The organism is Serratia sp. BW106 (assembly GCF_002607755.1).
Classification (GTDB): domain Bacteria; phylum Pseudomonadota; class Gammaproteobacteria; order Enterobacterales; family Enterobacteriaceae; genus Serratia; species Serratia proteamaculans.
Genome location: NZ_MCGS01000003.1, coordinates 298938 through 325688 on the forward strand (window position 1 = coordinate 298938; position 26751 = coordinate 325688).

The window sequence follows — 26751 nt, forward strand, 5'->3', positions numbered from 1 at the left end:
CAAACTCGTTAAGATCGCTTAAAATAAATTTGAAAATATAAACAAAATGATTAAATCTGATTTGAATCCGGGTTCCCGTTACCTGAATTTGCCCGCAGGCTATTTTGGCATGGTATTGGGCATCATTGGCGCAGGTTTTGGCTGGCGTTATGCGGCCACCATCCTGCCTGTCCCCGCTGTCATCGGTGAGGCGTTAGTGGTCATCGCGATCACCCTGTGGTTTCTGCTGGCCTGCGCTTTTTTATACCGCCTGCTGCGTTTCCCCCAGAGTGTAAAAGCCGAAATCACCCACCCGCTGATGAGTAGCTATGTCAGTTTGTTCCCGGCAACCACCCTACTGGTCGCCATTGGCGTGGTGCCCTGGTGGCGTTCACTGGCCGTGGCACTGTTCGTGGTGGGCGCTCTGGCACAACTGAGCTATGCCGCCTGGCAAAGTGCCGGCCTGTGGCGTGGAACGCACCCTGGTGAGGCCACCACGCCCGGGCTCTACTTGCCAACGGTCGCCAACAACTTTATCAGTTGCATGGCCTGCGGCGCATTGGGGTATCAGGATCTGGGCCTGCTGTTTCTGGGCGCCGGTGTTCTTTCCTGGCTGAGCCTGGAACCGGCCATTTTACATCGCCTGCGCAGTCAGGGCGAAATGCCGGAACCGGTACGGATCTCTCTCGGTATCCAACTGGCCCCCGCACTGGTGGCTTGCAGTGCCTGGCTGGCCGTGAATGGCGGTGAAGCCGATGTGCTGGCCAAAATGCTTTTCGGCTATGGTCTGCTGCAGTTGTTATTTATGATCCGCCTGCTTCCCTGGTATCTGAAGGGGCCTTTTAATGCCTCATTCTGGAGCTTTTCGTTCGGCCTTTCTGCTCTGGCGACCACCGCTCTGCATCTGGGGCATGCGAGCCATGAAGGGATACTGTCTGCGCTCGCATTACCGCTTTTCGTCTTCAGTAATATCCTGATTGGCTTGTTGTTGGTTCGTACGCTGATTCTGTTGTTCCAGGGCGGTTTGTTGAAATACCACCCGCGCCCCTGACTCCCTCAGCTTACCGCGGCGACGATATGCTCGCGCAACCATTGATGTGCCGGATCGCGGTGAGAACGCTCATGCCACAGCATGGTCATTTCGAACCCCGGCACCTCGACCGGCGGTTCGACTACCTGCAGCGAGCTATTGTTGCGTACCAGCCGTGAAGGCAGCATCGCCACCAGATCTGAATTTGCCAGCACCGACATCACAAACAGAAAATGCGGAACGGAAAGCACCACACGCCGGGTTAAGCCGGCTTCCGCCAGCACTTTGTCGGTAATACCGAAAAATCCCCCGCCGTCCGGTGAAACCATTACATGTTCCAGCTCGCAAAACTGGGCCAGCGACGGCGGTGTTTGCAATTCTGGGTGCCCTGCACGCCCGACCAGTACATAGCGTTCGCTAAATAGAATGCGCTGTCGCAAATTGGGCGGTGAACCTTCTCGAGTATGAAAGGCCAGATCGATTTCACCCTGTTCCGCCTGCCTGGCAATGCGTGAAGGCACGGTTTCGATCACCGCCAGTCGACTGTGCGGCGCGGCTGCCCGTAACCCGAGCAACGCCGGTTGAACAATGGTCGACTCACCGTAGTCGAAAGCCGCCACGCGCCAGGTATTGTCCGCCACCCTTGGGTCAAAGGGTTCCGACGGTGATACCGCACGTTCCAGAGCCTCAAGCGCCAGGCGTAATGGCTCACGCAGCTCGTCACCCCGGGCGGTCGGCCGCATGCCGCGTGGCCCCGGCATCAACAAGGGGTCGTTAAAAATATCCCTGAGTTTGGCAAGATGCACACTGACCGAAGGCTGCGAAAGGTGTAATCGCTGCGCCGTCCGGGTCACATTATGCTCGGCCAGCAAGGTGTCCAGCGTCACCAGCAGGTTGAGATCCAGGCGTCTGATATTATTCATGGTAATACCTGTAATATTAGAAATTCATTTCCAGTATACCTGACATCCGCCTACCCTGACCTTCATCAACCCATGGAGGTCACACTATGAATGTTTTACTGGTCTATGCTCACCCTGAACCGCAGTCATTGAATGGCTCACTGAAGGATTTTTCTGTCCAACGGCTTGAAGCCGCCGGCCACGAGGTACAAGTATCCGATCTGTATGCCATGCAGTGGAAAGCCACGCTTGATGCCGCCGACAGTACAGCGCAACCCGGGGATCGTTTTGATCCCTCGCGTGATTCCCAACATGCGTTTGCCCATGGGTTACAGAGCAAAGACATTGAGCTGGAGCAGGAGAAATTACTGTGGGCCGATACGGTTATCTTGCAGTTTCCCCTGTGGTGGTTTTCTATGCCGGCAATCCTTAAAGGCTGGGTAGAACGCGTCTATGCCTACGGATTCGCCTATGGCGTGGGGGAACACTCTGACTCACGCTGGGGTGACCGCTATGGCGAAGGTACCCTGGCCGGCAAACGCGCGATGCTGATTGTCACCACCGGCGGTTGGGAATCGCATTATGCCGAACGCGGTATCAATGGCCCGATCGATGACATTCTGTTCCCTATTCAGCATGGCATCCTGCATTACCCCGGTTTCGAGGTGTTGCCACCCTTTGTCATTTATCGCACCGGTCGGATTGATGAAACCCGGTTTGCCGAGATCGGCAGCGCTCTGGGCCAACGACTCGATGACCTGGCGGACACCGCACCGATCCCCTTCCGTCGACAGAATGCGGGAGAATATGAGATCCCGGCATTAACCCTGAAACCGGCTATTGCCCCTGGGCAGTCTGGTTTTAGTGCACATATCGAATAATGTTCAGGCCCGGTAAACCGGGCCATCAGCCAAATCATTTTTCCAGCGGATAAATGGTGCCGGTGTTCATGATGCCGTTAGGATCGTAAACCTCTTTCAACGCCTTCAGGATGTAATAGGCACTGCCGTGCTCGTCTTTGGTCCAGTGGGTACGGTGCTTGCCGATACCGTGGTGATGCACCATTGAACCGCCCTGTTTAAGGGTTTCCTCGACGATAATCTTGTTCAAAGGATTGTGGTACTTGTCGATCTCCTCTTCCGGCTTACAACCCACTACGTTGTAATCGTAAACGAAGTACATATTGGTGCCATTGATATAGCTGTGGGACGAGTGCCCACCCAGCATGGTGATGTCAGCAATAGGGGGGAATTCGGCCCGTATCCGACGGATCACGTTTTCATAGATGGTATGGATACTCGCCCAGTCGCTGGAAACCTCGGTGGTGAAGCCCATATTGTTGGTTTTCATGATCTGCACGCGTTCGGCCTCTACCTTCTCCGGCCCCCAGTTCAGGTTATTGAACCAGGCTTCAATCAGTTTACTGTCCACCTTATGGCATTCGGCATGGCGTTGTACGATCGCCTCAATGCCCGCGCCGGTCGCCTGTGCTATCCCTTTTGCCCCTTCAGCCATAAAAATCAGCACACATTTCCCTTTGGCAAAATGGGTAAAATGCTGGGTGCCGTCCTCGGCATCGTAGAGCCGGGCGATCGACGGGCGATAACCCTCAACCATCACTTCTCGCAGGATGTCGAAACCGGTTTGCATGTTATCGAGGGTATAGCCGTAAAACAGGTTGTTCTCCGGCGTGTATTTGAAGATTTTCACCGTCACTTCGGTTATGAAGCACAGCGCCCCTTCGTTGCCGATAATCACGTGACGAATATCCGGCCCGGCCGCCCGGCGCGGCACGTTTTTGATCCGGGTAATGGTACCGTTAGGGAAGACCGCCTCCAGTCCAACCACCATGTCCTCTATTGCCCCGTATAACGTAGACAGCTGGCCAATGCTGCGTGTCGCGACCAGCCCGCCCATTTGCGCCAGCGGTTTGGACTGCGGTGAATGCCCGGTGGTGTAACCCTGAGCCCGCAACTGATTCTCCAGCACTTCCAGCGGGACGCCGCACTGGGCCGTGGCTTGCATGTTGCGAATATCAATCTTGACCACCTGGTTCAGCCCTGAACCATCCAGCACCACCGAGTTTTTCACCACCGTCTCCAGCCCACCCTCAGTGGCTGACGCGCCAGTCCGTGGTACGCAGTTGATGTGATTTTCATTCATAAACTTCAATACGTCTGACACCTGCTGGGTATTCTCCAGTTTGACTACCGCGGCGGGTAACGGCTGGGTGAAGACACCGTGGATATCAGCATATTTGCGGAAGCGGTCTACACTATTTTTTTTCAGCACTTCTTCATCCGTAATCACCCGTGCCGGGCCAACGATTTCTTTTAAATGAGCGACAATAGCTTCACGAGTCAGAGACATGATTATTCCTTCCTGATAATAAGAATATAAATTTTGTTGCTTGAGATGAAATGGGAAGTCCCGCTTATTTAACGAACCAGATAACCACCGTCTACCACCAGCAAATGGCCATTAACATAATTAGACGCCCTGCTGGCTAAAAACACCATGGCCCCCATTAAATCCTGAGTGTCACCCCATCGATTGGCGGGAATATGCTCCAGTACCCGGCGATTGGTTTCCGGATTACTACGGGTCTCAGCGGTGATATCTGTAGCATAATAACCAGGAGCAATACCGTTGACCTGAATATTATATTGGCCTAGCTCGTCACAATAGGCTTTGGTAAACCCGGCCAGGGCGTGTTTGGTGGCGGCATAAGCCGGTGACCACTGCCCGCCAAGATAAGAGAACAGCGAACAAATATTGATGATCTTGCCCTGCTGGTTGGGGATCATTACTTTTGCGACTTCATAGCTCATTTCAAAGGCGGCAGTCAGATTGATGTCGATCATCGGATCCCAGTCACCACGACCAAAATCCAGCACCTTGTTCAATTTACAGATGCCTGCATTGTTGACCAGAATATCTACACCACCGAACTTTGCCAGACATTGGGCAATAACCCTTGCGGGAGCGCCTTTCTCGGTAATATCGACCTGCATGAACTCAACCTGAACGCCCTGTTGCTCAATGATTTCGCGGGTTTGTCCCTGATCCATCACAAAGCTGGGAATAAACAGATTGGCGCCTGCCTTGGCCAGTGCTACGGCAAATGCCTGCCCCAGGCCGCTGTTGCCGCCGGTGACAATTGCCGTTTTTCCCTTCAGTGAAAAGAAATCCAGTGAGAACGCATTTAATTTATCCAGTGACATGTACTAACTCCTTAGCCTGAAAAAAATGCAAAAAAAAATGAGAAAAGTAAGCTCCTCTGCGTGTAGCAAAGAAGTTACTTTTCTCATCGGCTCTAGTAACTGAGGAGCAAGCTAACATGGCCCACCAGGACTATTCAGTGACTTACATCACAAAATCATTTCATCCCTAAAATACAGTGTCTAACATCATTCCAAACAATTAATTTATTAAAAAACCAGGTAACCCAACTTTAATCTTTTGTGATGGCGGTCGCTTTTATTATTAGTATCACCGTGCTATTTGTTAGTGCAGTTACTGAATGAGCCGAAGAGAAAAGTAACTTCCCGCAATGCGGGGAGCCTGCTTTTCTCTTTTTTTATTTAATTTTTAACAGGGTGCCGCATGAAAAAAACCAATACCCACCGCTGGTTAACGCTGGCGATAATAAGTATCAGTGGCGGCGTGAGCTTTGATCTGGCCTATCTGCGTTATATTTATCAAATTCCCATGGCGAAATTTATGGGCTTTTCCAATACCGAAATAGGGTTAATCATGAGTACCTTCGGTATTGCCGCCATTATTCTTTATGCCCCTAGCGGTATTATCGCCGACAAGTTCGACCATCGTAAAACCATGACTTTCGCCATGATCGCTACCGGGTTACTGGGTGGGTTGATGGCGTTATACCCTCCCTTCTGGATGATGATCCTGATCCAGGTGGCATTCGCCATTACCACCATTCTGTTGCTGTGGTCCGTTTCCATCAAGGCAGCATCGCTGCTTGGCGACCACCAGGAACAGGGGAAAATCATGGGTTGGATGGAAGGTTTACGCGGTGTCGGCGTCATGACATTGGCGGTCTTCACCATGTGGGTATTCTCCATGTTCAGCCCCGAAGATCCTGACAGCCTGAAAGCAGTGATCCTGATTTACAGCGGCGTGTATATTCTGCTCGGCATTCTGTGTTGGTGTTTTGTCAGCGAAGGCGTCCCGCAGGCGGCAAACAGCGCTGAACCTGTACGCCAGTTTAGCCTCGGCGATATCCTTAAGGTGCTGAAAGTCAGTACCACCTGGTATTGCAGCATGATCATTTTCGGCGTTTACACCATCTACGCCATCCTGAGTTATTCAACCAACTATCTGACCGAAATGTACGGTATGACCTTGGTCGCCGCCAGCTATATGGGCATTGTCATTAACAAGATATTTCGTGCGGTATGCGGTCCGCTTGGGGGGTTGATCACCAGCCACAGCCGGCTGAAATCACCTACCCGGGTGATCCAGTTGCTGGCATTGGTCAGCCTGATCACCCTGGGTGCATTGCTGCTCACCAATCAACAGCCGGTTTCGGTCGCTGTAGGCATCGGGTTGATTCTACTGCTGGCCTTTGCCTGTTATGCCTCGCGTGGGTTGTATTTCGCCTGCATTGGCGAGGCCCGTACGCCCAAATTCATTATGGGTACCACCGTCGGTATCTGTTCGGTGATCGGCTTCCTGCCAGATGTCTTTGTCTATCCGTTAGTCGGGCATTGGCAAGATACCCTGCCCGCCGCCGAGGCTTACCGCAATATGTGGCTGATGGGCCTGGCTGCTACCGGTTTGGTGGTAGTGTTTACTTATCTGTTGTTCAACAAAATCAAAACTGCCGACGCGAAAACCATAACCACAAAACCGGCGATCGGATAATGCCTTTTCCTTAAGGAGTCATAACATGAAGAAGAAGTATCTGATGGGTGTGGACGTGGGCACCCAGAGCGCCAAAGTGGTTATTTTTGATTTGGACGGCAAGGTGATTTGCGAAGGCAAGCAGCCACTGCGCAAGCTGGATATACCGGCACCGCTGCTGGCGGAGCACCCGGATGACGATCTGTGGGATGTCTTAAAAGTGGCCTTCCGTCGGGTCATGCAGCGCTTTGCCGATCATGGCGGCCAGCCGGAGGATATTATTTCGATGGGGATCTGCATCATCCGTTGTTGCCGTGCGCTGTTAAAAGAAAATGGAGAGTTGGCCTACCCAGTGATCAACTGGATGGATAAGCGCTTGAATAAACCCTATGAGTATATTGATGCCTATCGGGGCGTGCGCTATATCACTACCACCTCCGGCTATATCACCCACAGGCTAACCGGCGAGTTCAAAGATACCTGTGCCAACTACATTGGTTGGTGGCCGATGGACAATGACCGACTCGACTGGAGCACCGACTCGGCCGTCTGGCAAAGTTGTAACCTGACACGCGACCAGGTGTTTGAGGTTGTCAAACCGGGTGAAATTCTCGGTCGGCTCAGCGAACGCGCAGCCCAACAAATCGGTTTACCTGCCGGTATCCCGGTGGTGGCCACTGCACACGATAAGGCGGTAGAAGCCCTGGGGGCCGGATCGCTGGAACCCGGCGTCGCACTGATCTCTCTGGGGACCTATATTGGCGCTATGGTGCATGGCCATGCCAATGTGAAAGACGCACAGCATTTCTGGCCGTTCCAGGCCTCGATCCCTGGCCGCTATTTGTATGAATGTATGGGCGTGCGGCGCGGTATGTGGACCGTAAGCTGGTTTCGCGATCAGTTTGGTGCAGCCGCGCTGTCTGCCGCTGACGACGCCGGAGTCAGCATTGAGGAATTGCTGAACCAGGAGGCAGAACGGGTGCCTGCCGGCTGTGAAGGATTAATCACCGTGCATGACTGGGCGCCACCACCTGAAGCAGAGTTCCGCAAAGGCGCGATGATCGGCTTCGACGGCCGTCATACCCGGGCGCATCTGTATCGTTCCATTCTGGAAGGGATTGCCTTCACCATGAAGAACCATATGGACCCGATGGCCCAGGAACTGCATACGCCGTTCCGCAGCCTGATCATTTCCGGCGGCGGTGCCAACAGCGATCTGTTTATGCAGATTTTTGCCGACGTTTTTGGCATCCCTACACGGCGTAACCTGATGAGTGGCTCGGCCGCGGTGGGTTGTGCCATCAATGCCGGCATGGCGGTAGGCGCATTCGACAGTTATCAGCAGGCAACCGACAGGCTGGTGAAGGTAGGCGACAGCTTTATGCCGGATAGCGCCAATCACGCCTTTTATCAGCAACTCAATCAACAGGTTTATCAGCGGGTAAACGCACATCTCGATCCCTTGTTACGTGCGCTCAGCCCTTTGGTGGATTAACTAAAGCTTTAATTTCCAAACGTCATGGTTAGTGGTGGAGACGGCAATCGCCCCGGCTTTTAATGCCGTCTGGGCATCGTCTTCATCACACACCAAACCACCCGCAATGATCGGCAGATCAATCTTTTCGGCCACCCAACCCAACACTTTCGGCATACAACCCGGCAGGATCTCAATGCAGTCCGGCGTCGACTGCGCCACCTGTTTGTCGACGTTATGAAAGGAGATGGAGTCGAGGATAAATAACCGATGAATGGCATAGAACCCCTGCTGACGCGCGGCTTTTACCATCGAGGTTTTGGTGCTGATAATGCCGTCGGCGGCGGTCACGATCTTTAGAAAATTGATCACAATTTCTTTGTTGGAGCTGCCTTCCAGCAGATCAACATGAACGAAGGCATATTTCCCGGCGTCTTTAATCTGCTGCACGATGCGCCCAATGTTGCAGATGTTGCCATACAGCACCGAAATAATCCGGCAATCCGACTTCACCGCCGCCTGCAGGCTTTCATTATCTTTTACCGCGGCAATCACCGGATGCAGTTTTAATAATTCAACGATTGAAGACACGTTTTTCCCCTGGTAGGCCCGCCAGGATAGGTTACGGGCATTATTCATTAACAACAGGGTAACACACCCCTACCAGTGGTATCCCCAGCCGTGCTCACACCCTGCCAACATGCCAACCGCCGTAGCCAATACGTCAATCTCGGGCAGCCTGACGGCGAATAAACAGCTGTTCGGTCATGGGCTGCCCCCATTGTGTGCCCGGCTGCTCTTCTGCCAGCGTAAAACCGACGCTTTCATACAGATGCCGGGCCGCATCCAGCCCTTTGAAGGTCCACAAATGGGTTTCATCAAACGCGCGTTCATCGCAGAAACTGACCGCGCGGTTCAACAGTTGTCGGCCTACACCGCTGCCGCGCAGGCTGTCATCAATAATGAAAGCGCGCAGATGGGCACGGTTATCCCCCAAGGTTTCCCCATCGATAGAAACCGAACCGACGATACGACCGCGACTTAATGCCGACCAGGTCTGGTTTAACGGATGTGACAATTTTCCGGCGAGATCGGCCAGCGCTGCGCCAACGGTGGCTTCAAAAAAGGCGCCAAAGCCCACCGTGCGCGAATAATATTGCATGTGCATTTCCAGCGTTCTACCGACAAATCCGGGCAGATAGCCGCTGACAATTTCGATGATCGACTTAGAAAGCGGTGTGTCAGCCAAACGGCAAGCGCGTAGTGCCGTGGCATAGCTCTGTAACCCTTGGGCAATGCCACTGCTTGCGTTGGCCGGCAGTTGCTCTAGCGCGTTAAGCACCTGATGCTCGGCATACCGGTTAATTCCTGCCAGAGTCTGTCGCCCTTTATCCGTTAACTGCAGGATTTTTTCCCGGGCATCACGCTCACTGGGTAAAGTCACCAGTTCCCCGGCTTTGATCAACTTGTTCAACATGCGGCTGACGCTGGATTTTTCCAGGTTGAGCACCGTGCAAAGCTCGGCTGCGGTTTCAACCTGCCTGTCGCCAATTTCAATTAGCGCATGCACCGCCGACGGCGGCAACTCGGTTCCTGCCAGGGTACTGCCCATAAAACCCAGCTCCCGCACCAGATGGCGTGACGCGTCCCTGATCGGTTGTAAATACGGATCCACTTTGGTTATTGGCATGATGTGCGCTCTGATATGGTTGCATGAGACAACCATATCAGAGGCATTCTGGAATACAAGCGATCGGTGGGATTAGCCGATCAATGCCAGTTGGCAGCCAACACCGGTTGCAACCTTTGTAGCTCAATATCGCCGAGCATTAGCGTCGCAGACGTCGGTGGCGCAAAGGCAGCCATCGCCTGGACAAGGTTTTCAACATAGCTGCTCATTAAGCGCTGATTATCACCGGCCGTAATGTATCCTGGTCGGTCGGGGGAACTGGCGTACCAATTCTGTAATTTAACCTCCTGCTTACTGCCTATCACTGAAATCTGCAGTTCCAGTTCCTTATGCTGGAACCACAGACGGTCAGGGCTGATGTCCTTTCCAAACAGCAGACTCCCCATCCTGCCTTTAAATTCTAAATTATTGACGCCATGCCCGACTTCTATCTTCGACATGCTACCGCTGACCTGCACATGGTTATTGCCATCTCCCAACTTCACCTCCGCAAAAGATCCACTGCAGGTGACGTTATTGTTGCCATTGCCCAGCGTCATCTTCGCAAAGCTTTCGTTGCTAGTGAGGGTGTTATTGCCATTGCCCAACGTCACCTCCGTAAAGGATCCGCTGCTGGTGAACGTATTGTTGCCATTGCCCAACGTTGCTTTGGTAAAGGTTCCGCTGTTTGCGATGGTATTATTGCCATCGCCGACAGTGAGTTTATCGATATCACCGACAACAAGATTATTACCCTGACCTAGCGTGATCTTGGCCCAAGAACCCGACACTTTGACTTTGTTATCACCGTTACCTGCCACCACCGTGCTGCCGAACGCCTCAACGCTGATGGTTTTACTCTCGTCCCCCAAGGTGAGATCGGCAAAGGATTTTTTGATCCTGATACTATTGGCATCCAGAGACACTAACGTCGGTTTTACTTCTGGCTCAGCTACCTGGATGCCCGGTGGGGTATTCCATGCAATTGGCTCTAACTCAACGGGTTTGACGCTGATTGGCTCCACCCACTCTGCTCGTTTGAAGCTGATTGGTTCTATCCGCTCCCACTTACTGGAGTCAATTTTGGGGATTGGCGTCCTCTCAATTTGCATCGACTCAGCCGGCGCCAACTCGATAGGCTTAACCGGTGTAAACTCAATAGGCAGCACCAAAGGCTTATCGACGACCATGGGAGGTAACCCTGGAATCACGGGATTGACTGGTGCCACGGGTTCGGTCGCCGTCAGCGTTGGTGGTTCGGGGACTTGCGTTACCAAAGGGCTTACCGCTGGCACGATATCCGGTGCAGCTACCGCAAAAAGAAAATCAGCCGCATTGATTTGTGATGTTTCCAGGGCATCGAGATACAGCAGTTTCACCATGGCATCTGACTCGCCACCACCCTTGAAACTAACGTCAACGCCATGAATTTGTGACAGCCCGTTGATCGTGCCACGGTTGGTTTGAGTGATGTTCAACTGGCTGAAATCCGTGATACCGGTCTGTCGCAAATCAATTTTATCAACGCCGTGGCGGAAACCACGCAAAGCGTTTTGGTAATTTTTGACCCCAGGCTGCTCTGCCACCACAAAAACGTTCTTTGCAGCGCTATCGTGACTGTAAATCTTCCCATTAAGCTTAAATACCATCCGCCCCTGAGCATCGCTACTGAGCAGGACGCCCTTGCCACCGCCGTTGAGGATCACGGTACCCAGGCCTTCTTGTGGTTGGTGCGTTGAGGTATCACTGCTGGTGTAAGCCAACGGCGCAATAAAGCTGTCCTGGAAGCTAAAGTTCCCCGCATGGATCCCATCAAGTGTCTGGCCTTTCAGGATGATGCTCTGGCCTTTACCCAGCTCGACCTTCACATCTGCCCCCTGTTGCTTTAGCACCAAATCGGCAAAAGTTTTCCCGGCAAAGCCAACCAGATTGACGATTTCTCCACGAGCGGCCTCAAAATGACGGATAACATCGCTACCGGCCTGACGACGGTGAACCACAAACAAATCCTTGCCTGCGCCGCCTGCAAGCGAGTTGTTCCCACGTCCACCATCAAGCAAAGCATCAGCATGACCGGCAACCAGCGTATCGTTGCCATCACCGGTAACGATGTTCTGAATGCTGGTTGGATTTTTTATCGTCAGCGCGTCGCCGCCAATACTGGCAACACCGGTCAACAAGTTAACCGAGGTATCTTTGGATACCGCTGCCGCATTGAGAGTATTACGCCCCCCTGCCACACCATTGACTGCGTCGTCCAGCACTGCGCGATTGGCCTGCCCAACTACCGACTGGACATATTCGTCGGTGTAAAAATAGGTATCATCCACGGTGCTCTTGCTGCCGTACAAACGTAGCGACCAGGCATTTAATGTGACCGGTAGTCCTGAGCTTGCATCGGTCATCTGCAGGGTCCAGTTTCCTACCGAACGTTCACCAAAATCATGGGTCGACATAAAGCTGTATCTGAATTTTCCCGATTGACCGCTTCCCATGTCGGTCGCACTGGCCCCCGGCATGCCGTCTGGAACCTTGCCCTGACGATGGAGTAACAGGCTTTCGGTACCCTCAGGAGAGATCAGTTTCAGCGTCAGATCGCCAAGGCGGCCCACCTGGGCATCAAAATCGATTTCAACATGTTCGACATTCAAACCGGCATTCATGGCGATGGACGAGGTTAACGTTGCCCCCGCCGCCAGGGTTTTCGCCACGGGGCCGCTGGAAGCGCTATAGACATGCTCGTTTGCCGCCGTACTTTGTGTCATCCAGGCTTCTGCCAAGCGAACCGCAGCCCGTGCATCAACCTCACCAAACCCGTAGTCATGGCTGGTGTGCATCCCGCCGCCATTCCAGCTCCGGCCGTGATTGTCGTTCCATTGCGTAGCGGGATCGTTAACCTTGCGTGCCGACAATGCCAGGATCTGCTGCACATCCCGATAGCCCAGGTTTGGGTTGGCCTCCAGCATCAGCGCCACAATACCGGAGACTATCGGCGCAGCAAAACTGGTGCCTTGCATGCTGGTGTAGTCATTACCGAAGGTGGAGCCTCGCTCGGTTTTCAGCATATGGCTGGTGGACACGACATTGCTGCCCGGCGCAGAAATCAACAGGCTGGCCCCCGGATTCGAGAAAGGTGAAGAGCCAATTTGTAACGTCGATAAATCGCCCTGTGCGTTGATCGCACCGACCTCCACGGAAAAGCGATTGTTATTGGTCAATGACCCCTGAGCATTGCCACCGGCTGCACGATGATTACCCCCGGCCGCCACGATAACGGTGCCTAACCCACCACGACCATTGGCCGCTGCGTATTGCGCATTCATGCTCAATGAAGAAGCCGTGTTTATTGCACCGTCCTGAAAACTGCTGAGGGCAAAATCGTTGGTGAACCCCCAACTGTTGTTGGCAACGTCAAAACTGACCATATGCCCCAAGCCCGCGAGGTCGGCACCGCTATTGGCCAGATAATAGGCCCCCAGCGTAGCGCCATAGGCTACCCCGACGCCGCCTTTATCATTCTTCGCTGCGACCATCACCCCGGCCACCATGGTGGCGTGGTTGGAGACCAGACTCGGCAAAGTGCCGTTGTCCTGCTGAGACTGTAGCCAGGCTTTGTCGACATTGGCGACAAGATCGGGGTGATTAATATCAAATATTTCTGGCGCGGTGGCGAACTGCCCGCCCGGCTCGAACTGTCCGATACGCACCCCTTTGCCACTGTAGTCTTGCCAGACAGGCAGAATGTGGGTGTCGCTCAGATACCACTGCTGCGCAGCCAGAGGATCACTGGGCACTTCCGGAGTCAATAAGGTGACGGCGGCCCGCATCGGTGCAGTTTGTCCGCTGTCCAGATCCACGACAGAGGTGGAAATATGACCGGCAGCATCGACGATACCGTACTTGAAACTCAGCAGACCGGTATAAGCGGCATCAGGGGTAAACAATACATCGCCCTGGGCAGTGAGGCTGACTTTGCCGCCGATAGCATCCCCGACATTGGCAATGCGCAAGGCACCCTGACTATTGAGATGTTGGTCGTTGGCCAGCAGGCTCTTTGCGGCAATCAGATGGGGCTGTGTGCGGCCGAACACCTTGCCGGCCTGGTCGTGAGTGAGAACATCCTCGACAGGCATTGGGTTCGGGGTTTGTAAATCAACGGCAGAAATGTCCGAGAAATTGAGTTTCTGGATATTTTTCAGCGTTATTGTGCCGTCACGATCGGCCACTTTATCAACCACTTGATACCCTTCAGCGGTACGGGTGATACGGTAGTCGCCATGTTTGCCATGCAGGCTGACCAAATTAACTCCGCCGTCGCCGTCAATGGTGGCATTACCCTGCCCGACTTCGATAACATCATTCCCAAAACCGCCGAAAATCATATCGGCCCCGCCGCCGGCGTGAATGATGCTGCCGCCTTCGGACGCATAAATGGTGTCCCCCTGTGGCCCGGCGTAAATAACCGACTTACCGCTCCCCCCAATCAGGGTGTTGCGGCCACTGCCCCCGACCAGCACGTCGTTACCCATACCGCCTACCAGCGTCGAATGGCCAGCGCCCCCTTTGATAAAAACGCCATTGGCCCCGCCGCTTCTGATTATGTCATTGCCGCCTCCGCCTTGGGCGATAGTTAAACCGGCCTGAGCCATGTTCAGCTCGACGCCTTGTTTACCGACAATGATTGCCGTGTCCCGGCCACCGTTGCCGTTAATATTTTCCGTTTTGTCTGAAGCGCTGATGACAAATACGTCATCGCCGGTACCGCCGATATAAGTATTGCTCCCGGCACCGCCGACCAGCCAACTGCCGGTTTTGGCCGCTATCAATCTGTCATTGCCGCTACCGCCATACAGATTGTTTACCCCCAATTCAGCCGCATCCAGGGTTTCTGCGGTTTTGCTCTGGCTGGCATAAGCCGTGGTGGTGACACCCTCAGTAGTGGAAGTTACCCGCGTGCCGGTACCTTGCTGAGTAAGGGTGTTGCTGACCGGATCGCCCAGGAAGTCGACGGCCAATGCTTCCTGAGTTTTGCCGTTAATGGTAAAGGTGCCACTGGCAATAACCCGGTTACCGTCACGAATTTCGCTTTTGTCGGAAGCCCGGACGCTAATTTGACTAATCCCCAGTTCTGCCAGCGTTTTAAGTTCGCCCGCATCGACTTTCGCATCCTGAGTGCCGTCGACCCAGACCCGCAGTTTGCTCCAGATCGGATCGTTATGATCAATCACCCCGTCCCGGTTGGCATCTTCGCTGGCTAGGGCACCGAAGGCATCCTTGAATTTTCGCTCGCCTGCTGCGCCACCGACACCGGCCTTGCCAGCGTAATACTCGGAGAACATTTGACTGACATCGGTTATCTGGCCGCTGCCATCGTCGATCACCAGCATGCCGGTTTTACTGTCTGCCCAGCCGCTGCGCTTAAGCGTACCGCTGTGGTCGGTGTCAAACAGCACACCGTCAGCGATGTCGGTCATGCGCACGCCATCGCCGGTTAAATCCAGTAGCAACGGATCAACATAGGTGTTGAACGTCATCATGGCCGACAATCCGTTCAAAGTTGCGGCGTTGCGCAGGCTGGAGTCGGTATAATTGTCGTCGGGCGTTTGGTAGAACTGCGACAAATAGCTGTTGGGCCGGGCGTTGGGATCCAGCTGCACTTCACCGGGTCGAATGCCTCCACTGGCCAGGCTGGCCATTTGAGTAGAAGCAAAGTCCGTTTGATCGAGCATTCCTCCAATGGCAAAAATGCTGTGGGTCGCCGCATTCTGGATATAGCCGTTGGCGGCATCCTGCTGGGCTTTGTTTTCGCCCTGAATATGTTGCTTCGCCTGCGGGGATGGATTGATTTCTATGTTAATCAGGTTTTTCGGTACATCAGGAGTTGTCCCTACATTATCTATAGGTTTGAGCCACTCTGGAGTAAGTAATGAATCATTGAATTTTCTTTTTTCATAATGGTCACCATTACGAATTAGGTCATCACGAATGATAGTGGCGCCCTGCGCTGTTAGTATTGACTTCAATATGACAGCATTATCATTAGGAAACAGGTTCCCCTCAAATCGGCGGCCATTATACCCAATCTCCCTTAATGAATAATATACAAAATCCACACAACTATTATAAGTGGCTCGATATTTTTTATCATTAAACCCGGCCAGCCAAGGTTCTTCTGAAAAGGCTTTTAGCTTATTATATTGGTTTGCCGTCAGCGCGATAGTCACCTCATATGAAGTTTGTTGGTATGCGGCATTATCGTCTTGAGTTACCTTCCCCACGTCAAATACTTTACCGTTCACTGACTCGAAGCCGTAACTTTCCTCTTTGCCATTGCCATCACTGAAGACATACCACATATGACCACCGGGGGAAGGATGGGAGCTTCCCGCCTTGTTTTTTTCAGTATCTTTTTGGTACGTATACGTGGAGCCTCTCTCTGCCACTTTATAAGTTACGGTATATTTATTTTTCATCTTTTACACTCCTTGTTAATAGACAGCAGTAACGCTAAAAAAACTCTCTATCCCGATAAATTCCGGCGTATTACCTAGCGTAGTGATCGTCACTGAGTAATGGCCTGGCGACAACTCAAGTATTCTCACAACTCTCTCTGAAGAATATATTGACCTCTCTTCCACATGAACGGAACGACTTCCATTTGACCTCGCAGAATTTATTTTTCTGTTATAAAAAATCCTGCCATTTCTTAGCAGTTTAAATGAAACTGAAATAACAACCCCTTTATTGTTAAAACCCCCAAACAATTTAAGTCGCCTGAACATTTCTTCATGGTTTTCTGTGTTCTTGTCAAACATCAAAGCAAACTGATAACGTCCTTCCTTATTGACCTTAAAATCAATTTTGACGGACTGCCTCGACTGAGAGATATCTATCGGCTGAAAAATATTGAGTGAGTCACCGCAGAAAGCAATACAGTAGACCCCTTGCGCCAACCACTTCGCAAACCGCCAGTCAGTATGCCACTCGCTGTTCAATCTTTCGGCTGTTGCCTTATTTTGTTTACTAACCTGAGCAAGGTTTTTCGGGGAGACATCAAGCATCATGGCAAAAGTACTAACATAATCAAAATCTGGCGTGTCGCTAATAACTCCAATCGTCGCCGAGTAATGACCAGGAGGTAAATCTATTATTTTAATATTCCTGACTAAGACAGTATTTGTCTCATATCCACGATAGAATTTATCTCTGCCAATAGTGCCTGAACTATCAATCACTTCCTCTGAAAATAGCTTACCGTCTTTGACCAGACGTAATGAAATCGGGATTTTCTCCCCCTCGTTCTGTTCATCACCGAACAGATTAATCTGCAACTTTCTTTCTTCACTATTTTCTTTCTCTTCAGAAGCGGAAAACAGCAAGGCAAACTGATAATCTCCCGTTTTTTTGACGTCAAACTGGAACTCGACGGACTGACCTATCTGCGAGACATAGATACGTTTGTATTGAACGACAGGTTCATTGCATGCCACTAATCCTATGCAGCAAAGTAGAATAAGCAATCGACGATAATCCATTAATTTTTCTCTTATCCTTATTCCCTTCATCTTGCTACCCCACAGTAATAAATGGCCCTTCTGACCATTAGCGGTTACCTAACGCTCGCGTAGGCTTTCATTCAAAGACCTTGTTAGCGGGCTCAGGAAATAATCAATCACCCGACGCTGATCGGTCTTTATTTCTGCCGTGACCCGCATGCCTGGCGACAGTCCCACTCGCCGACCATTGACCTGTACGTGATCGGACTTCAACCGGATACGACTGCTATAAATGAGTCCCAACTTTTGATCTTCGATGGCGTCGTTCGACACGTTGATAATTTCGCCTTCGATGGTGCCGTAGCGGGTAAAGGTAAAGGTTTCCACTTTAACGGTGACCGCTTGCCCGACGTGGACGAACCCCACATCCTTGTTTTCCAGCATCGCTTCCACTTCTACCGGTTGGTCTGCGGGTACAATGACCATTAGCGACTGGGCCGGTGTCACTACGCCGCCAAGGGTATGTATAGCCAGTTGTTGCACCGTGCCGGATACCGGGGCCTTAAGCCGGGTGAGTTTTTTTTGATAGTCCGCTTTCGACAGTTCCTGAAGCCGAACCTCCACTTTTTGGTTGGCTTCTTGCTGCAGGTCGAGCATCGCGCGGCGGTTTTGCGCAACTACACTTTCTTGACGACGACGCGCCTCGTCCAGGGCGGCGGTATACTGCAACACGCTGGCCTGTTGCACGCGTAACTGACGTTGCAGATCCAGTCGCACCTGTTCTTTTTCAAGGTACTCATGCTGCGACACATAGTGCTTCTTCAATAATCGCTGGTAGTCCCTGGCTAATCGCATCGCAATGGGCAATGCTTGTTGCAGGTTGGCGACCTGGGACTGTGCCGACTGGATTTCCGCGCTGCGTTGGTGGATTTCCGTCGCCGCCAACGCCAGGCTGCTGTGATATTCCTGATATTGCCCCTGAAGCCAGCGCTCGGCGCTAAGCACCTGCTCAGGGTTTGCTTTGGCAATCACCCCTGCCAGTGACGCGGGAACCTGTTGCTGATTAATCGCATCGAGCATAGCCGCCGCTCGCGCACTGTCGATACGGGCTGCCAGCAGTTCACTTTGGATCCGGCTGACGTCGGCTCCAGCCGCCGTAGGATCAAGCTCAACCAACAGCTGCCCTGCTTTCACCGCTTGGCCGTCATTAACGTGAATTGCTCTGATCACCGCCGTTTCACTCGGTTGGATCAGTTTGGTTTTACCATTAGGGACGATCTTTCCCGGAGCAACCGCCACGATCTCGATGTGGCCCAGACAGGCCCAGAGCAATGCCAATACGGCAAAACCCATGATGCTCCAGATGAAAACTCTCGGGGCCGGATGAACCGGCGTTTCCTGCAGTTCCAATGCCGAAGGCAAAAACTGTAATTCATGGGCGAGGCGCGGTGGTACATCCATGCTTTTACGTCGTCGCCAAGACTGAAGGCATACGTGGCGATAGCGCTGGTATAAAGAAAACGTGTCACTCATGAGAAAGTTTCCTCCTTGAATCTGCGTCGGTTGAGCCTGGCCCCGCCTGCTGCGGGGGCCGCCGGTCGAACGGCTGACTTGTCAACCCTGCTGCATACGATACAGCCGAGAATAGTGCCCATCCTGGCGAGCCAATAACTCGGCGTGAGTACCCTGTTCTGCGATCTCCCCGCACTCCATAACGAGAATTCGATGAGCATCGCGGACCGCTGACAACCGGTGGGCGATGATAATGACCGTGCGTTCCTGGCAGATACTTTTCATGTTCTGTTGAACCACCCGCTCAGACTCATAATCCAGTGCACTGGTGGCTTCGTCGAAAATCAAAATGCGCGGATTACCGATTAAGGCCCGGGCGATGGCCACGCGCTGGCGCTGACCACCCGAAAGTGATGCCCCGTGTTCACCCACCATGGTGTCGTAACCTTCAGGCAGTTCCAGAATGAACTCATGGGCACCGGCCATATTGGCGGCGTGCATTACCACCTCGAGTGGCGCACCCGGATCGCTCAGCGCAATATTTTCCCGAATACTGCGGTTGAACAGCATGTTGTCCTGCAGCACGACACCAATCTGCCGGCGCAACGAAGACACATCGGCCAAGGCCAAGTCCATGCCATCAACCATCACCCGCCCACGTTCCGGCACATAAAGTCGCTGTAACAAACGGGTCAAGGTGCTTTTGCCCGAACCGGAACGACCGACCACACCAATGATCTCTCCGGCACCAATCACCAAATTGATGCCACGTAGTACCTCAGATCCGTCGGGCCGATACCGAAAATGCACCTGTTCAAACTCTACCCGCCCCTTAAGTGGGGGGACGGCGCTGCGAGTCGCCTGAGACAACTCAGTCCGGGCATTGAGAATGTCCCCCAGTCGCTGTACCGAGACCCCGGTTTGTTGAAAGCTGGTCCACAGTTGTGCCAGCCGCATGATCGGACCACTGACACGCCCCGCCAGCATATTGAACGCAATCAGCTCGCCCACAGACAGTTGCCCCTCTATCACCAGGCGGGCCCCAAGCCAGAGAGTGGCTACCGTCACCAATTTGCCAATAAGTGAGACGCTTTCATTAGCGAGAGTAGATAAGGTCTGTGTTTTGAATCCTGCGGCTACATACGCCGCCATCTGGCTTTCCCATTTGCGAACCACCTGGGGTTCTACTGCCATGGACTTAAGGGTGTCGATGCCGTTTATCGTTTCAACCAGGAACGCCTGATTCTCGGCACTACGCGTGAAACTGTCCTGCAACCTTTTACGCAACAAAGGCGTCACTAACATCGAGACCAGGGCATAAAGCGGCAAGGACACCAGCACAACGAGGGTCAGCCAGCCGCTGTAAAAGAGCATTACCAGAATGAAAACCAGAGAAAAAAGGACATCAAGCATCAGCGTAATGGCGTTGCCGGTGAGAAAACTGCGGATGTTTTCCAGTTCACGTACCCGGGCAACCGAATCACCAACCCGGCGGGCCTGGAAGTAAGCCAGCGGCAAATTAACCAAATGTCGAAATAGCCCTGACCCCAGCTCCACATCGATACGGCTGGTAGTATGAACAAACACGTAGCTGCGCAAACCGCTCAGGGCCGATTCGAAAAGCATGATGCTCAACAACCCGGTAGCAATAACATCAAGCGTGGTAAGGCCATGATGTACCAGCACTTTGTCCATGACGACCTGAAAAAACAAAGGTGTAACCAGTGCAAACAGCTGCAGGGCAAAAGAAACCAGTAATACCTCCCCCAACAATTTGCGGTATTTGACGATCGCCGGGATAAACCAGGTGAAGTCAAAACGCGAGGGTTCACCGGACAGAACGTTACTGGAGCGCACCAGGACCAGTTTCCCCGTCCAGCGTTGTTCAAATGCCTCGACGCTGATCACTTCTGGTCGCCCCGAGCGCGGATCCTGGATCAAGGCTTGCCCCTGATCCAGCTTGGCTAAAATGAAAAATGTCCCATCCCGATCAATGGCAATGGCGGGCAAGGGTGTGTGTTCAAGTCTGGCGACCTTGATGTGAACGACCCTGGCCTTTATCCCCGATTGACGGGCAGCCAAGAGCAATTCATTCAGCGTCACCCCTTGATTAGAGGTAGCGAACTGGTGTGAGATTTGCTCTGGCGAAAGGGCTATATTGTGAAACCGGGCTAACATCACCAGACAAATAAGCCCGGTATCCATCTCCGGAGGGGAATTCACCCTATCACTATTCACTTTTGGTTCTTCCATAATGCATCCTTGCCTACCTGGTAAGGTCATGTAATTTATGAAGTTAAATGGCTGCGTGTTAAATAATTCAAATTGATGATTATTTTAATAAAAAGACTTAAATTCGTATTTTCCAGTTAACTATCTCATGGGAAATACAGTTGACTATTACGCCAGTTTTATTGATATTTAAAATCGGATTTTAGTTCGTGATTATATTTTTTTTAATTAGATTCATCCGGGTAATGGATATATAAAACTCATCGATCAATTAATAACACAAAGCTATACTCCAAGCCCACAACAAGTAACCACCGTTAACGTTCACAAGTAAAAAATAAAAAAATTAACCCTATAAAATAAAGAGTTAAAATTAAAATAAAAGGCATAAAAAATCACACACAAAGAAGATGTAAAGTAATGCACCTAGTAACGGTTATAGATACAGCTTGATTAATTTATTCACATGATGAGTTTACATATAGGTATGTGCTGTCCAACAAGTACCACATCGTCGGTCATGCCAATGCCAATGCCGACTTTATCGTTTAAATCGTTTTAGGTAGACCCGGGCGGGTTATCCTGCTTTTTGGCGAGGGCTTCTTAGGGGGCGCCCTCGCCTTTTTTTACGCTTTAACCAATGCTGACTACTCAGCCTCATGGCTACGTTGGTAAAACACGTAGTTTTCCTGCGTCAGGCTATTTTTAACTCTGAAACGCCACACCAGCGCCAGAGCGATAAACCACAGCGGCATACTGCACAACGCAATCAGGGTATCTCGGTCGAAAATCATCAGCACCAGCGTGAAAGCAAAGAACGCCAACGTCAGCCAGGTCATGATCACCCCACCCGGCATCTTGAAGGTAGAACGCGCGTGCAGTTCGGGCTGCTGCTTACGGTAGACCAGATAAGCCACCAGGATCATGCCCCAGCTGTAGACCACCAGTATTGCCGCCACGGTCGAGACAATGGTAAACAGCGTCATGACATCCGGCATCAGGATCAACAGCATGGTGCCCACCACCATGCAAAAGCAGGAGAACATCAGGCTGCGGATCGGGATCGCCGTGGTGCGGGACAGTATTTTGAACTGCCCGTGGGCGTGTTTCTCCATCGACAGGCCATACAGCATGCGGGTACTGGAATAAACGCCGCTATTGGCCGAAGACATCGCCGAGGTCAACGCCACAAAGTTAATCACCGCCGCCGCCGCGGGCAAACCGGCCTGGTCGAACAACATGACGAACGGGCTGCTGTCCGGTGACACGTGGCTCCATGAGGTCACAGCGATAATCGCCAGCATTGAGAACACGTAGAAGATGATAATCCGCACCGGGATAACGTTGATGGCCTTCGGCAGAACCTTTTGCGGATCCTTGGTTTCGGCCGACATGGTGCCCAGCAGCTCAATACCGGTGCAGGAGAAAATGGCAATCTGGAAGCCGGCAAAGAAACCGAAAATACCGTGCGGCATAAAGATATTGGGGTCGGTGATATTGCTCACCGAAGCTTTAACGCCGTCCGGCGAGGTCCAGCCGATAAACACCATCCAGGCCCCGGTCAGGATCAACGCGATAATGGCTATCACTTTGATGATGGCAAACCAAAACTCCGCCTCGCCGAACATCTTCACCGACAGCATATTAAACAGACACAGCAGGCCCAGGGTCAGTAACGCCGGTAGCCAGGGGGAAACCTCAGGGTACCAATACTGCACGTAACCACCGCACACCACCACGTCGGCGATACAGGTCACCACCCAGCTCAACCAGTAGGACCAACCCAGAAAAAAACTGGCTTTGGGCCCCAGGTATTCGGAAACGAAATCGGCAAACGAGCGGTAGTCGAGCTTGGTTAGCAATAACTCCCCCATTGCCCGCATCACCATAAACATAAAGAAGCCGACAATCACATAGGTCAACACAATAGAGGTGCCGGAAAGTGCAATGGTTTTGCCAGAGCCCATAAACAACCCGGTACCAATCGCGCCGCCAATGGAAATAAGTTGAATATGGCGTTCGCTCAGGCCACGTTGCAATGTTTGGGCGCAGTCGTGCCCCTCGGTTGAAGGAGTATTCAACCGATGTTGCTTACTTTTTGTCATGGTGTTACCTGTCCGTCATCAAGGCGATTAAGCAGCTTGTTGTCGCTGCAGCAGGAGTGAAACGCCGCTGGCGTTCTACCGGCAAAAAAGAAATTCAGGCCAAACGCTGCCTGCCCTTTTGTTAAAGGGAAGTAAATATCTGTACGTCTCAGAAAACCACTGTTCGAACTGAGCGGTAGCCCACATTGAGCATGCGAAGCATGAGCGTGGAAATTAAAGGTATTTATATCAGTGGGTTGTAATTATTCCCGGTTAAGAAAAAAACGCGACCAACGCAGATTTAACATGAATTTAACTCTGGCGTCAGGAAACGGCATTGTCAACACGACACTTAAATAAAATGAAACTTTTTGATCACATTCAAGCTTCTGAAAAATAGATAAAAACGAGTTTTATGCATTTTTTATGCATAAAGAATGCTTACTCAGGGCAACCTCCAAACAAAAGTAATTAACTATTCATTTTTACTCCTCAAAACCCGCTGGAAACCGGCCCGCAGCCCGATGAGGGGGGGCTAACAAGCTGCGTTTTTAATGGTAAATTTAGCGTCGCAAAAGTGTTATGCACTTAGTAATCCACGGTTAAACGAAATAAATACCTCTATATAAAAAAGGTTGGTTATGGAAAAGCTATCCTACGCTTCAGAAAGCAGCACAACGGCCTGGGCCACCTATCTGCAACAAATCGACCGCGTTGCACCTTACCTGGGTGATCTGTCGCGTTGGGTTGATACCCTGCGTCACCCTAAGCGTGCGCTGATCGTTGATATCCCACTGCAGATGGACGACGGTTCAATCCGCCATTTCGAAGGCTTCCGCGTTCAGCACAACCTGTCGCGCGGCCCAGGTAAAGGCGGCATCCGTTATCACCCGGACGTTGATCTCGATGAAGTCATGGCGTTGTCGGCTTGGATGACCATCAAATGTGCGGCAGTCAATCTGCCTTACGGTGGTGCCAAGGGGGGGATCCGCGTCGATCCTTTCAAACTGTCTGAAGGCGAGCTGGAAAGATTGACCCGTCGCTACACCAGCGAAATCGGTTTTATCATCGGGCCACAGAAAGACATCCCGGCACCGGACGTCGGTACCAACTCCAAAGTGATGGCCTGGATGATGGATACCTACTCCATGAACCACGGCACTACCATCACCGGCGTGGTTACCGGTAAGCCTATTCATCTGGGCGGTTCTCTGGGTCGTGAGAAAGCAACCGGTCGCGGTGTGTTCGTGACGGGCTGTGAAGTGGCGAAACGTCTGGGCGTGCAAATCGAAGGTGCCAAAGTTGCGGTTCAGGGCTTTGGTAACGTGGGCAGCGAAGCCGCCCGCCTGTTTGTGGGCATCGGCGCGCGTGTGGTGGTGATTCAGGACCACTCCGCTACCCTGTTCAACGCCAACGGCATCGATCTGGTTGCACTGACCGAATGGCAAGCCAAGAACAAGATGATTGCCGGTTTCCCTGGCGCCAGCGAAATCGAAAGCGAAGCTTTCTGGTCTGTTGACATGGATATCCTGATCCCAGCCGCGCTGGAAGGTCAGATTACCCGTCAACGCGCAGAAATCCTCAGCGCCAAACTGGTTCTGGAAGGCGCCAACGGCCCAACCTACCCAGATGCGGACGACGTGCTGCGTTCACGCAACATCACCGTAGTACCTGACGTAATCTGTAACGCCGGCGGCGTGACCGTCAGTTACTTCGAGTGGGTACAGGACATGGCCAGCTACTTCTGGAGCGAAAGCGAGATCAACGAGCGTATGGACAAGATCATGACCGACGCTATGGTTCACGTTTGGAACAAAGCCGAAGAGAAAGAGTGCAGCCTGCGCACAGCGGCTTATATCGTCGCCTGTGAGCGTATCCTGACCGCACGTAAAGAGCGTGGCATTTACCCAGGTTAATGCGTTATCTCTCCCGGCTTGCGTTGCAGGCCGGGAGTCTTTCAAAGTGATCCCTTTAGCGCAGCAGCCGCTTCATCACCTTGCCGGTACTGGTCATCGGTAACCGTTCAACAAATTCAACGATACGCGGATATTTAAACGCCGCCAGCCGCTCTCTGGTCCAGGCTATCAACTGATCTTCACTCACCGTTTCATCCACATCCTTTAACACCACCACCGCTTTGATCTCTTCGCCGAGTGACGGATGCGCTACACCAATCACCGCCACAAATGACACCGCCGGATGACGGATCATCAGTTCTTCAACTTCACGTGGGTAGACGTTAAATCCGCCGCGGATAATCACATCCTTCGATCTGTCGACGATAAAATAGAAGCCATCGGCATCACGGCGGGCCAGGTCACCGGTCCTGAACCAGCCCTTTTCCAGCACCTCGGCCGTCGCTTCCGGGCGGTTAAGGTAGCCTTTCATCACGTTGTGGCCACGCACCGCAATCTCGCCTACCTGATCTATCTCCGTCAGTGTTTTACCGGTGACATCGACCAGACGAACTTCAATGCCCCAAATGGGCTGGCCAATAGAGCCGACTTTATTGACTCGGCCCGGGTGGTTAAAGGTCGCAACCGGGCTGGTTTCCGATAAGCCGTAACCTTCCAGAATATTCACGCCGAAGCGCTGGGCAAAGTCCTCGATAATTTGCACGGGTAAACTGGCGCCACCGGATACCGCCATGCGCAGATTTTTACGTAACAGGACAAGGTCCGCGGTGTCATCCAGCGCATTCAGTAACGCCCAGTACATGGTGGGCACCCCGGCAAAAAAGGTGATGGCGTGTGTTTGCATCAGCGCGATGGCCTGCTTCGCATCAAAACGCGGCACCAGAACCAGCGTCGCCGCCAGGGCAAAGCCGGCATTCATCTGTACGGTGGAACCAAAAGTATGGAATAGCGGCAGTGTCACCAAATGGCGATCGGGCTGTTCTACCGAGCTATTGAACAACTGTACCGAACCCAGCGCGTTCAGCACCAGGTTGGCGTGCGTCAGTTCAGCCCCCTTGGCGCGTCCGGTGGTCCCGCTGGTGTAGAGGATCACGGCGGTGTCCGACTCCAGCGTGGTGGCACTGTCAAAATCGGTGGGCTGGGTGCTGATAACCTGGCTGAAACGGTCACCTGCCAGCGGCAGGCTGTCGCCGATAATGATAAAATCACGGCACTGTTCAGCAGTATCAAACGCACGTCGCGCCTCTTCCCCCAGCGTTAATCCGTTACCGCCCTCAAAGCAAAAGAAGAGCACCGCCTGCGAATCCTGCAGATAGTATTCAAACTCCCCCGCCTTTAACAATGTGTTCAGCGGCACCACCACCGCGCCGGCTTTTAGCACGCCATAATAGGGGTCCGCTTGGAAAACGGAAATTATCCTACGCTAAGCCTGTTTTTTGTACATATTACTATTCACTGAGCGTAATGCGCGGTATTTACCCTGTCCCAGTTTGAGGTTCGTTCTCCAGACGTAATCCCCGCTCAGGTTGATATGTTCCCATCCCAGTGGTGACAGATGGTAATCAGTTGCTCATTAATCGGGATCCCT

General features: G+C 52.4%; 16 protein-coding genes. 5 read left to right on the plus strand and 11 right to left on the minus strand.

Features of this window, described 5'->3' with window-relative positions:
• Positions 1-46 precede the first annotated feature (46 nt).
• Complete coding sequence (gene tehA, locus BEI65_RS02970) at positions 47-1030, plus strand: dicarboxylate transporter/tellurite-resistance protein TehA (protein ID WP_099062060.1); 984 nt, start codon at positions 47-49, stop codon at positions 1028-1030.
• 5 nt (positions 1031-1035) lie between these two features.
• Here tehA and BEI65_RS02975 read toward each other — a convergent pair whose 3' ends face one another.
• Positions 1036-1932 carry a LysR family transcriptional regulator gene (locus tag BEI65_RS02975; RefSeq protein WP_099062061.1) on the minus strand — a complete coding sequence of 299 codons (897 nt, stop codon included), beginning with the start codon at positions 1930-1932 and terminating at the stop codon, positions 1036-1038.
• Positions 1933-2018: 86 nt separating this feature from the next.
• Here BEI65_RS02975 and BEI65_RS02980 point away from each other — a divergent pair, with 86 nt between their 5' ends.
• Complete coding sequence (locus BEI65_RS02980) at positions 2019-2792, plus strand: NAD(P)H-dependent oxidoreductase (RefSeq protein ID WP_099062062.1); 774 nt, start codon at positions 2019-2021, stop codon at positions 2790-2792.
• Between the two features lie 34 nt (positions 2793-2826).
• Here the strand turns inward: BEI65_RS02980 and BEI65_RS02985 are convergent, their stop codons facing one another.
• Complete coding sequence (locus BEI65_RS02985) at positions 2827-4281, minus strand: FAD-binding oxidoreductase (RefSeq protein WP_099062063.1); 1455 nt, start codon at positions 4279-4281, stop codon at positions 2827-2829.
• Between the two features lie 68 nt (positions 4282-4349).
• Complete coding sequence (locus BEI65_RS02990; RefSeq protein WP_099062064.1) at positions 4350-5135, minus strand: SDR family oxidoreductase; 786 nt, start codon at positions 5133-5135, stop codon at positions 4350-4352.
• A 382-nt stretch (positions 5136-5517) separates the two neighbouring features.
• On the opposite strand from BEI65_RS02990, the gene BEI65_RS02995 reads away from it, so the two are divergent.
• Together BEI65_RS02995 and BEI65_RS03000 are read left to right on the plus strand one after the other, a co-directional pair.
• Entirely contained in the window at positions 5518-6801 is a 1284-nt protein-coding gene (locus BEI65_RS02995) for a nitrate/nitrite transporter (protein WP_099062065.1), read from the plus strand.
• Positions 6802-6826: 25 nt separating this feature from the next.
• Positions 6827-8275, plus strand: coding sequence for an FGGY-family carbohydrate kinase (locus BEI65_RS03000; protein ID WP_099062066.1), 1449 nt, complete (start codon positions 6827-6829; stop codon positions 8273-8275).
• Here the strand turns inward: BEI65_RS03000 and BEI65_RS03005 are convergent, their stop codons facing one another.
• The 7 genes from BEI65_RS03005 to BEI65_RS03035 form a co-directional block, all read right to left on the minus strand.
• A complete protein-coding gene (locus tag BEI65_RS03005; RefSeq protein WP_232518967.1) occupies positions 8276-8845 on the minus strand; it encodes a glycerol-3-phosphate responsive antiterminator in 570 nt (189 codons plus the stop codon). It abuts the gene before it with no gap.
• Between the two features lie 133 nt (positions 8846-8978).
• Positions 8979-9944: a helix-turn-helix domain-containing GNAT family N-acetyltransferase gene (locus BEI65_RS03010; RefSeq protein ID WP_099062068.1), complete on the minus strand. Its 966-nt coding sequence runs from the start codon at positions 9942-9944 to the stop codon at positions 8979-8981.
• 80 nt (positions 9945-10024) lie between these two features.
• Positions 10025-16396 carry a S8 family serine peptidase gene (locus BEI65_RS03015; protein ID WP_099062069.1) on the minus strand — a complete coding sequence of 2124 codons (6372 nt, stop codon included), beginning with the start codon at positions 16394-16396 and terminating at the stop codon, positions 10025-10027.
• Between the two features lie 15 nt (positions 16397-16411).
• Positions 16412-17458 (minus strand): DUF5625 family protein, encoded by a 1047-nt coding sequence (locus tag BEI65_RS03020; RefSeq protein ID WP_157765414.1) that lies wholly within the window; start codon positions 17456-17458, stop codon positions 16412-16414.
• A 78-nt stretch (positions 17459-17536) separates the two neighbouring features.
• A complete protein-coding gene (locus BEI65_RS03025; RefSeq protein ID WP_099062071.1) occupies positions 17537-18952 on the minus strand; it encodes an HlyD family type I secretion periplasmic adaptor subunit in 1416 nt (471 codons plus the stop codon).
• Between the two features lie 81 nt (positions 18953-19033).
• The gene (locus BEI65_RS03030; RefSeq protein WP_099062072.1) at positions 19034-21184 is read right to left on the minus strand and encodes a type I secretion system permease/ATPase; all 2151 of its coding nucleotides are present in this window, start codon (positions 21182-21184) and stop codon (positions 19034-19036) included.
• 626 nt (positions 21185-21810) lie between these two features.
• Positions 21811-23268, minus strand: a complete 1458-nt coding sequence (locus BEI65_RS03035; protein ID WP_099062073.1) for an amino acid permease — start codon at positions 23266-23268, stop codon at positions 21811-21813.
• A gap of 620 nt (positions 23269-23888) precedes the next feature.
• Here BEI65_RS03035 and BEI65_RS03040 point away from each other — a divergent pair.
• Positions 23889-25163, plus strand: coding sequence for a Glu/Leu/Phe/Val dehydrogenase (locus BEI65_RS03040; protein WP_099062074.1), 1275 nt, complete (start codon positions 23889-23891; stop codon positions 25161-25163).
• A 55-nt stretch (positions 25164-25218) separates the two neighbouring features.
• On the opposite strand, the gene BEI65_RS03045 is transcribed toward BEI65_RS03040, so the two are convergent.
• Entirely contained in the window at positions 25219-26544 is a 1326-nt protein-coding gene (locus BEI65_RS03045) for a long-chain fatty acid--CoA ligase (protein WP_232518969.1), read from the minus strand.
• Positions 26545-26751: the final 207 nt, after the last annotated feature.

Coding starts and splice junctions, on each gene's coding strand:
- tehA (WP_099062060.1), top strand. CDS start 47: ATGATTAAATCTGATTTGAATCCGGGTTCCCGTTACCTGAATTTGCCC.
- BEI65_RS02975 (WP_099062061.1), bottom strand. CDS start 1,932: ATGAATAATATCAGACGCCTGGATCTCAACCTGCTGGTGACGCTGGAC.
- BEI65_RS02980 (WP_099062062.1), top strand. CDS start 2,019: ATGAATGTTTTACTGGTCTATGCTCACCCTGAACCGCAGTCATTGAAT.
- BEI65_RS02985 (WP_099062063.1), bottom strand. CDS start 4,281: ATGTCTCTGACTCGTGAAGCTATTGTCGCTCATTTAAAAGAAATCGTT.
- BEI65_RS02990 (WP_099062064.1), bottom strand. CDS start 5,135: ATGTCACTGGATAAATTAAATGCGTTCTCACTGGATTTCTTTTCACTG.
- BEI65_RS02995 (WP_099062065.1), top strand. CDS start 5,518: ATGAAAAAAACCAATACCCACCGCTGGTTAACGCTGGCGATAATAAGT.
- BEI65_RS03000 (WP_099062066.1), top strand. CDS start 6,827: ATGAAGAAGAAGTATCTGATGGGTGTGGACGTGGGCACCCAGAGCGCC.
- BEI65_RS03010 (WP_099062068.1), bottom strand. CDS start 9,944: ATGCCAATAACCAAAGTGGATCCGTATTTACAACCGATCAGGGACGCG.
- BEI65_RS03015 (WP_099062069.1), bottom strand. CDS start 16,396: ATGAAAAATAAATATACCGTAACTTATAAAGTGGCAGAGAGAGGCTCC.
- BEI65_RS03020 (WP_157765414.1), bottom strand. CDS start 17,458: ATGGATTATCGTCGATTGCTTATTCTACTTTGCTGCATAGGATTAGTG.
- BEI65_RS03025 (WP_099062071.1), bottom strand. CDS start 18,952: ATGAGTGACACGTTTTCTTTATACCAGCGCTATCGCCACGTATGCCTT.
- BEI65_RS03030 (WP_099062072.1), bottom strand. CDS start 21,184: ATGGAAGAACCAAAAGTGAATAGTGATAGGGTGAATTCCCCTCCGGAG.
- BEI65_RS03035 (WP_099062073.1), bottom strand. CDS start 23,268: ATGACAAAAAGTAAGCAACATCGGTTGAATACTCCTTCAACCGAGGGG.
- BEI65_RS03040 (WP_099062074.1), top strand. CDS start 23,889: ATGGAAAAGCTATCCTACGCTTCAGAAAGCAGCACAACGGCCTGGGCC.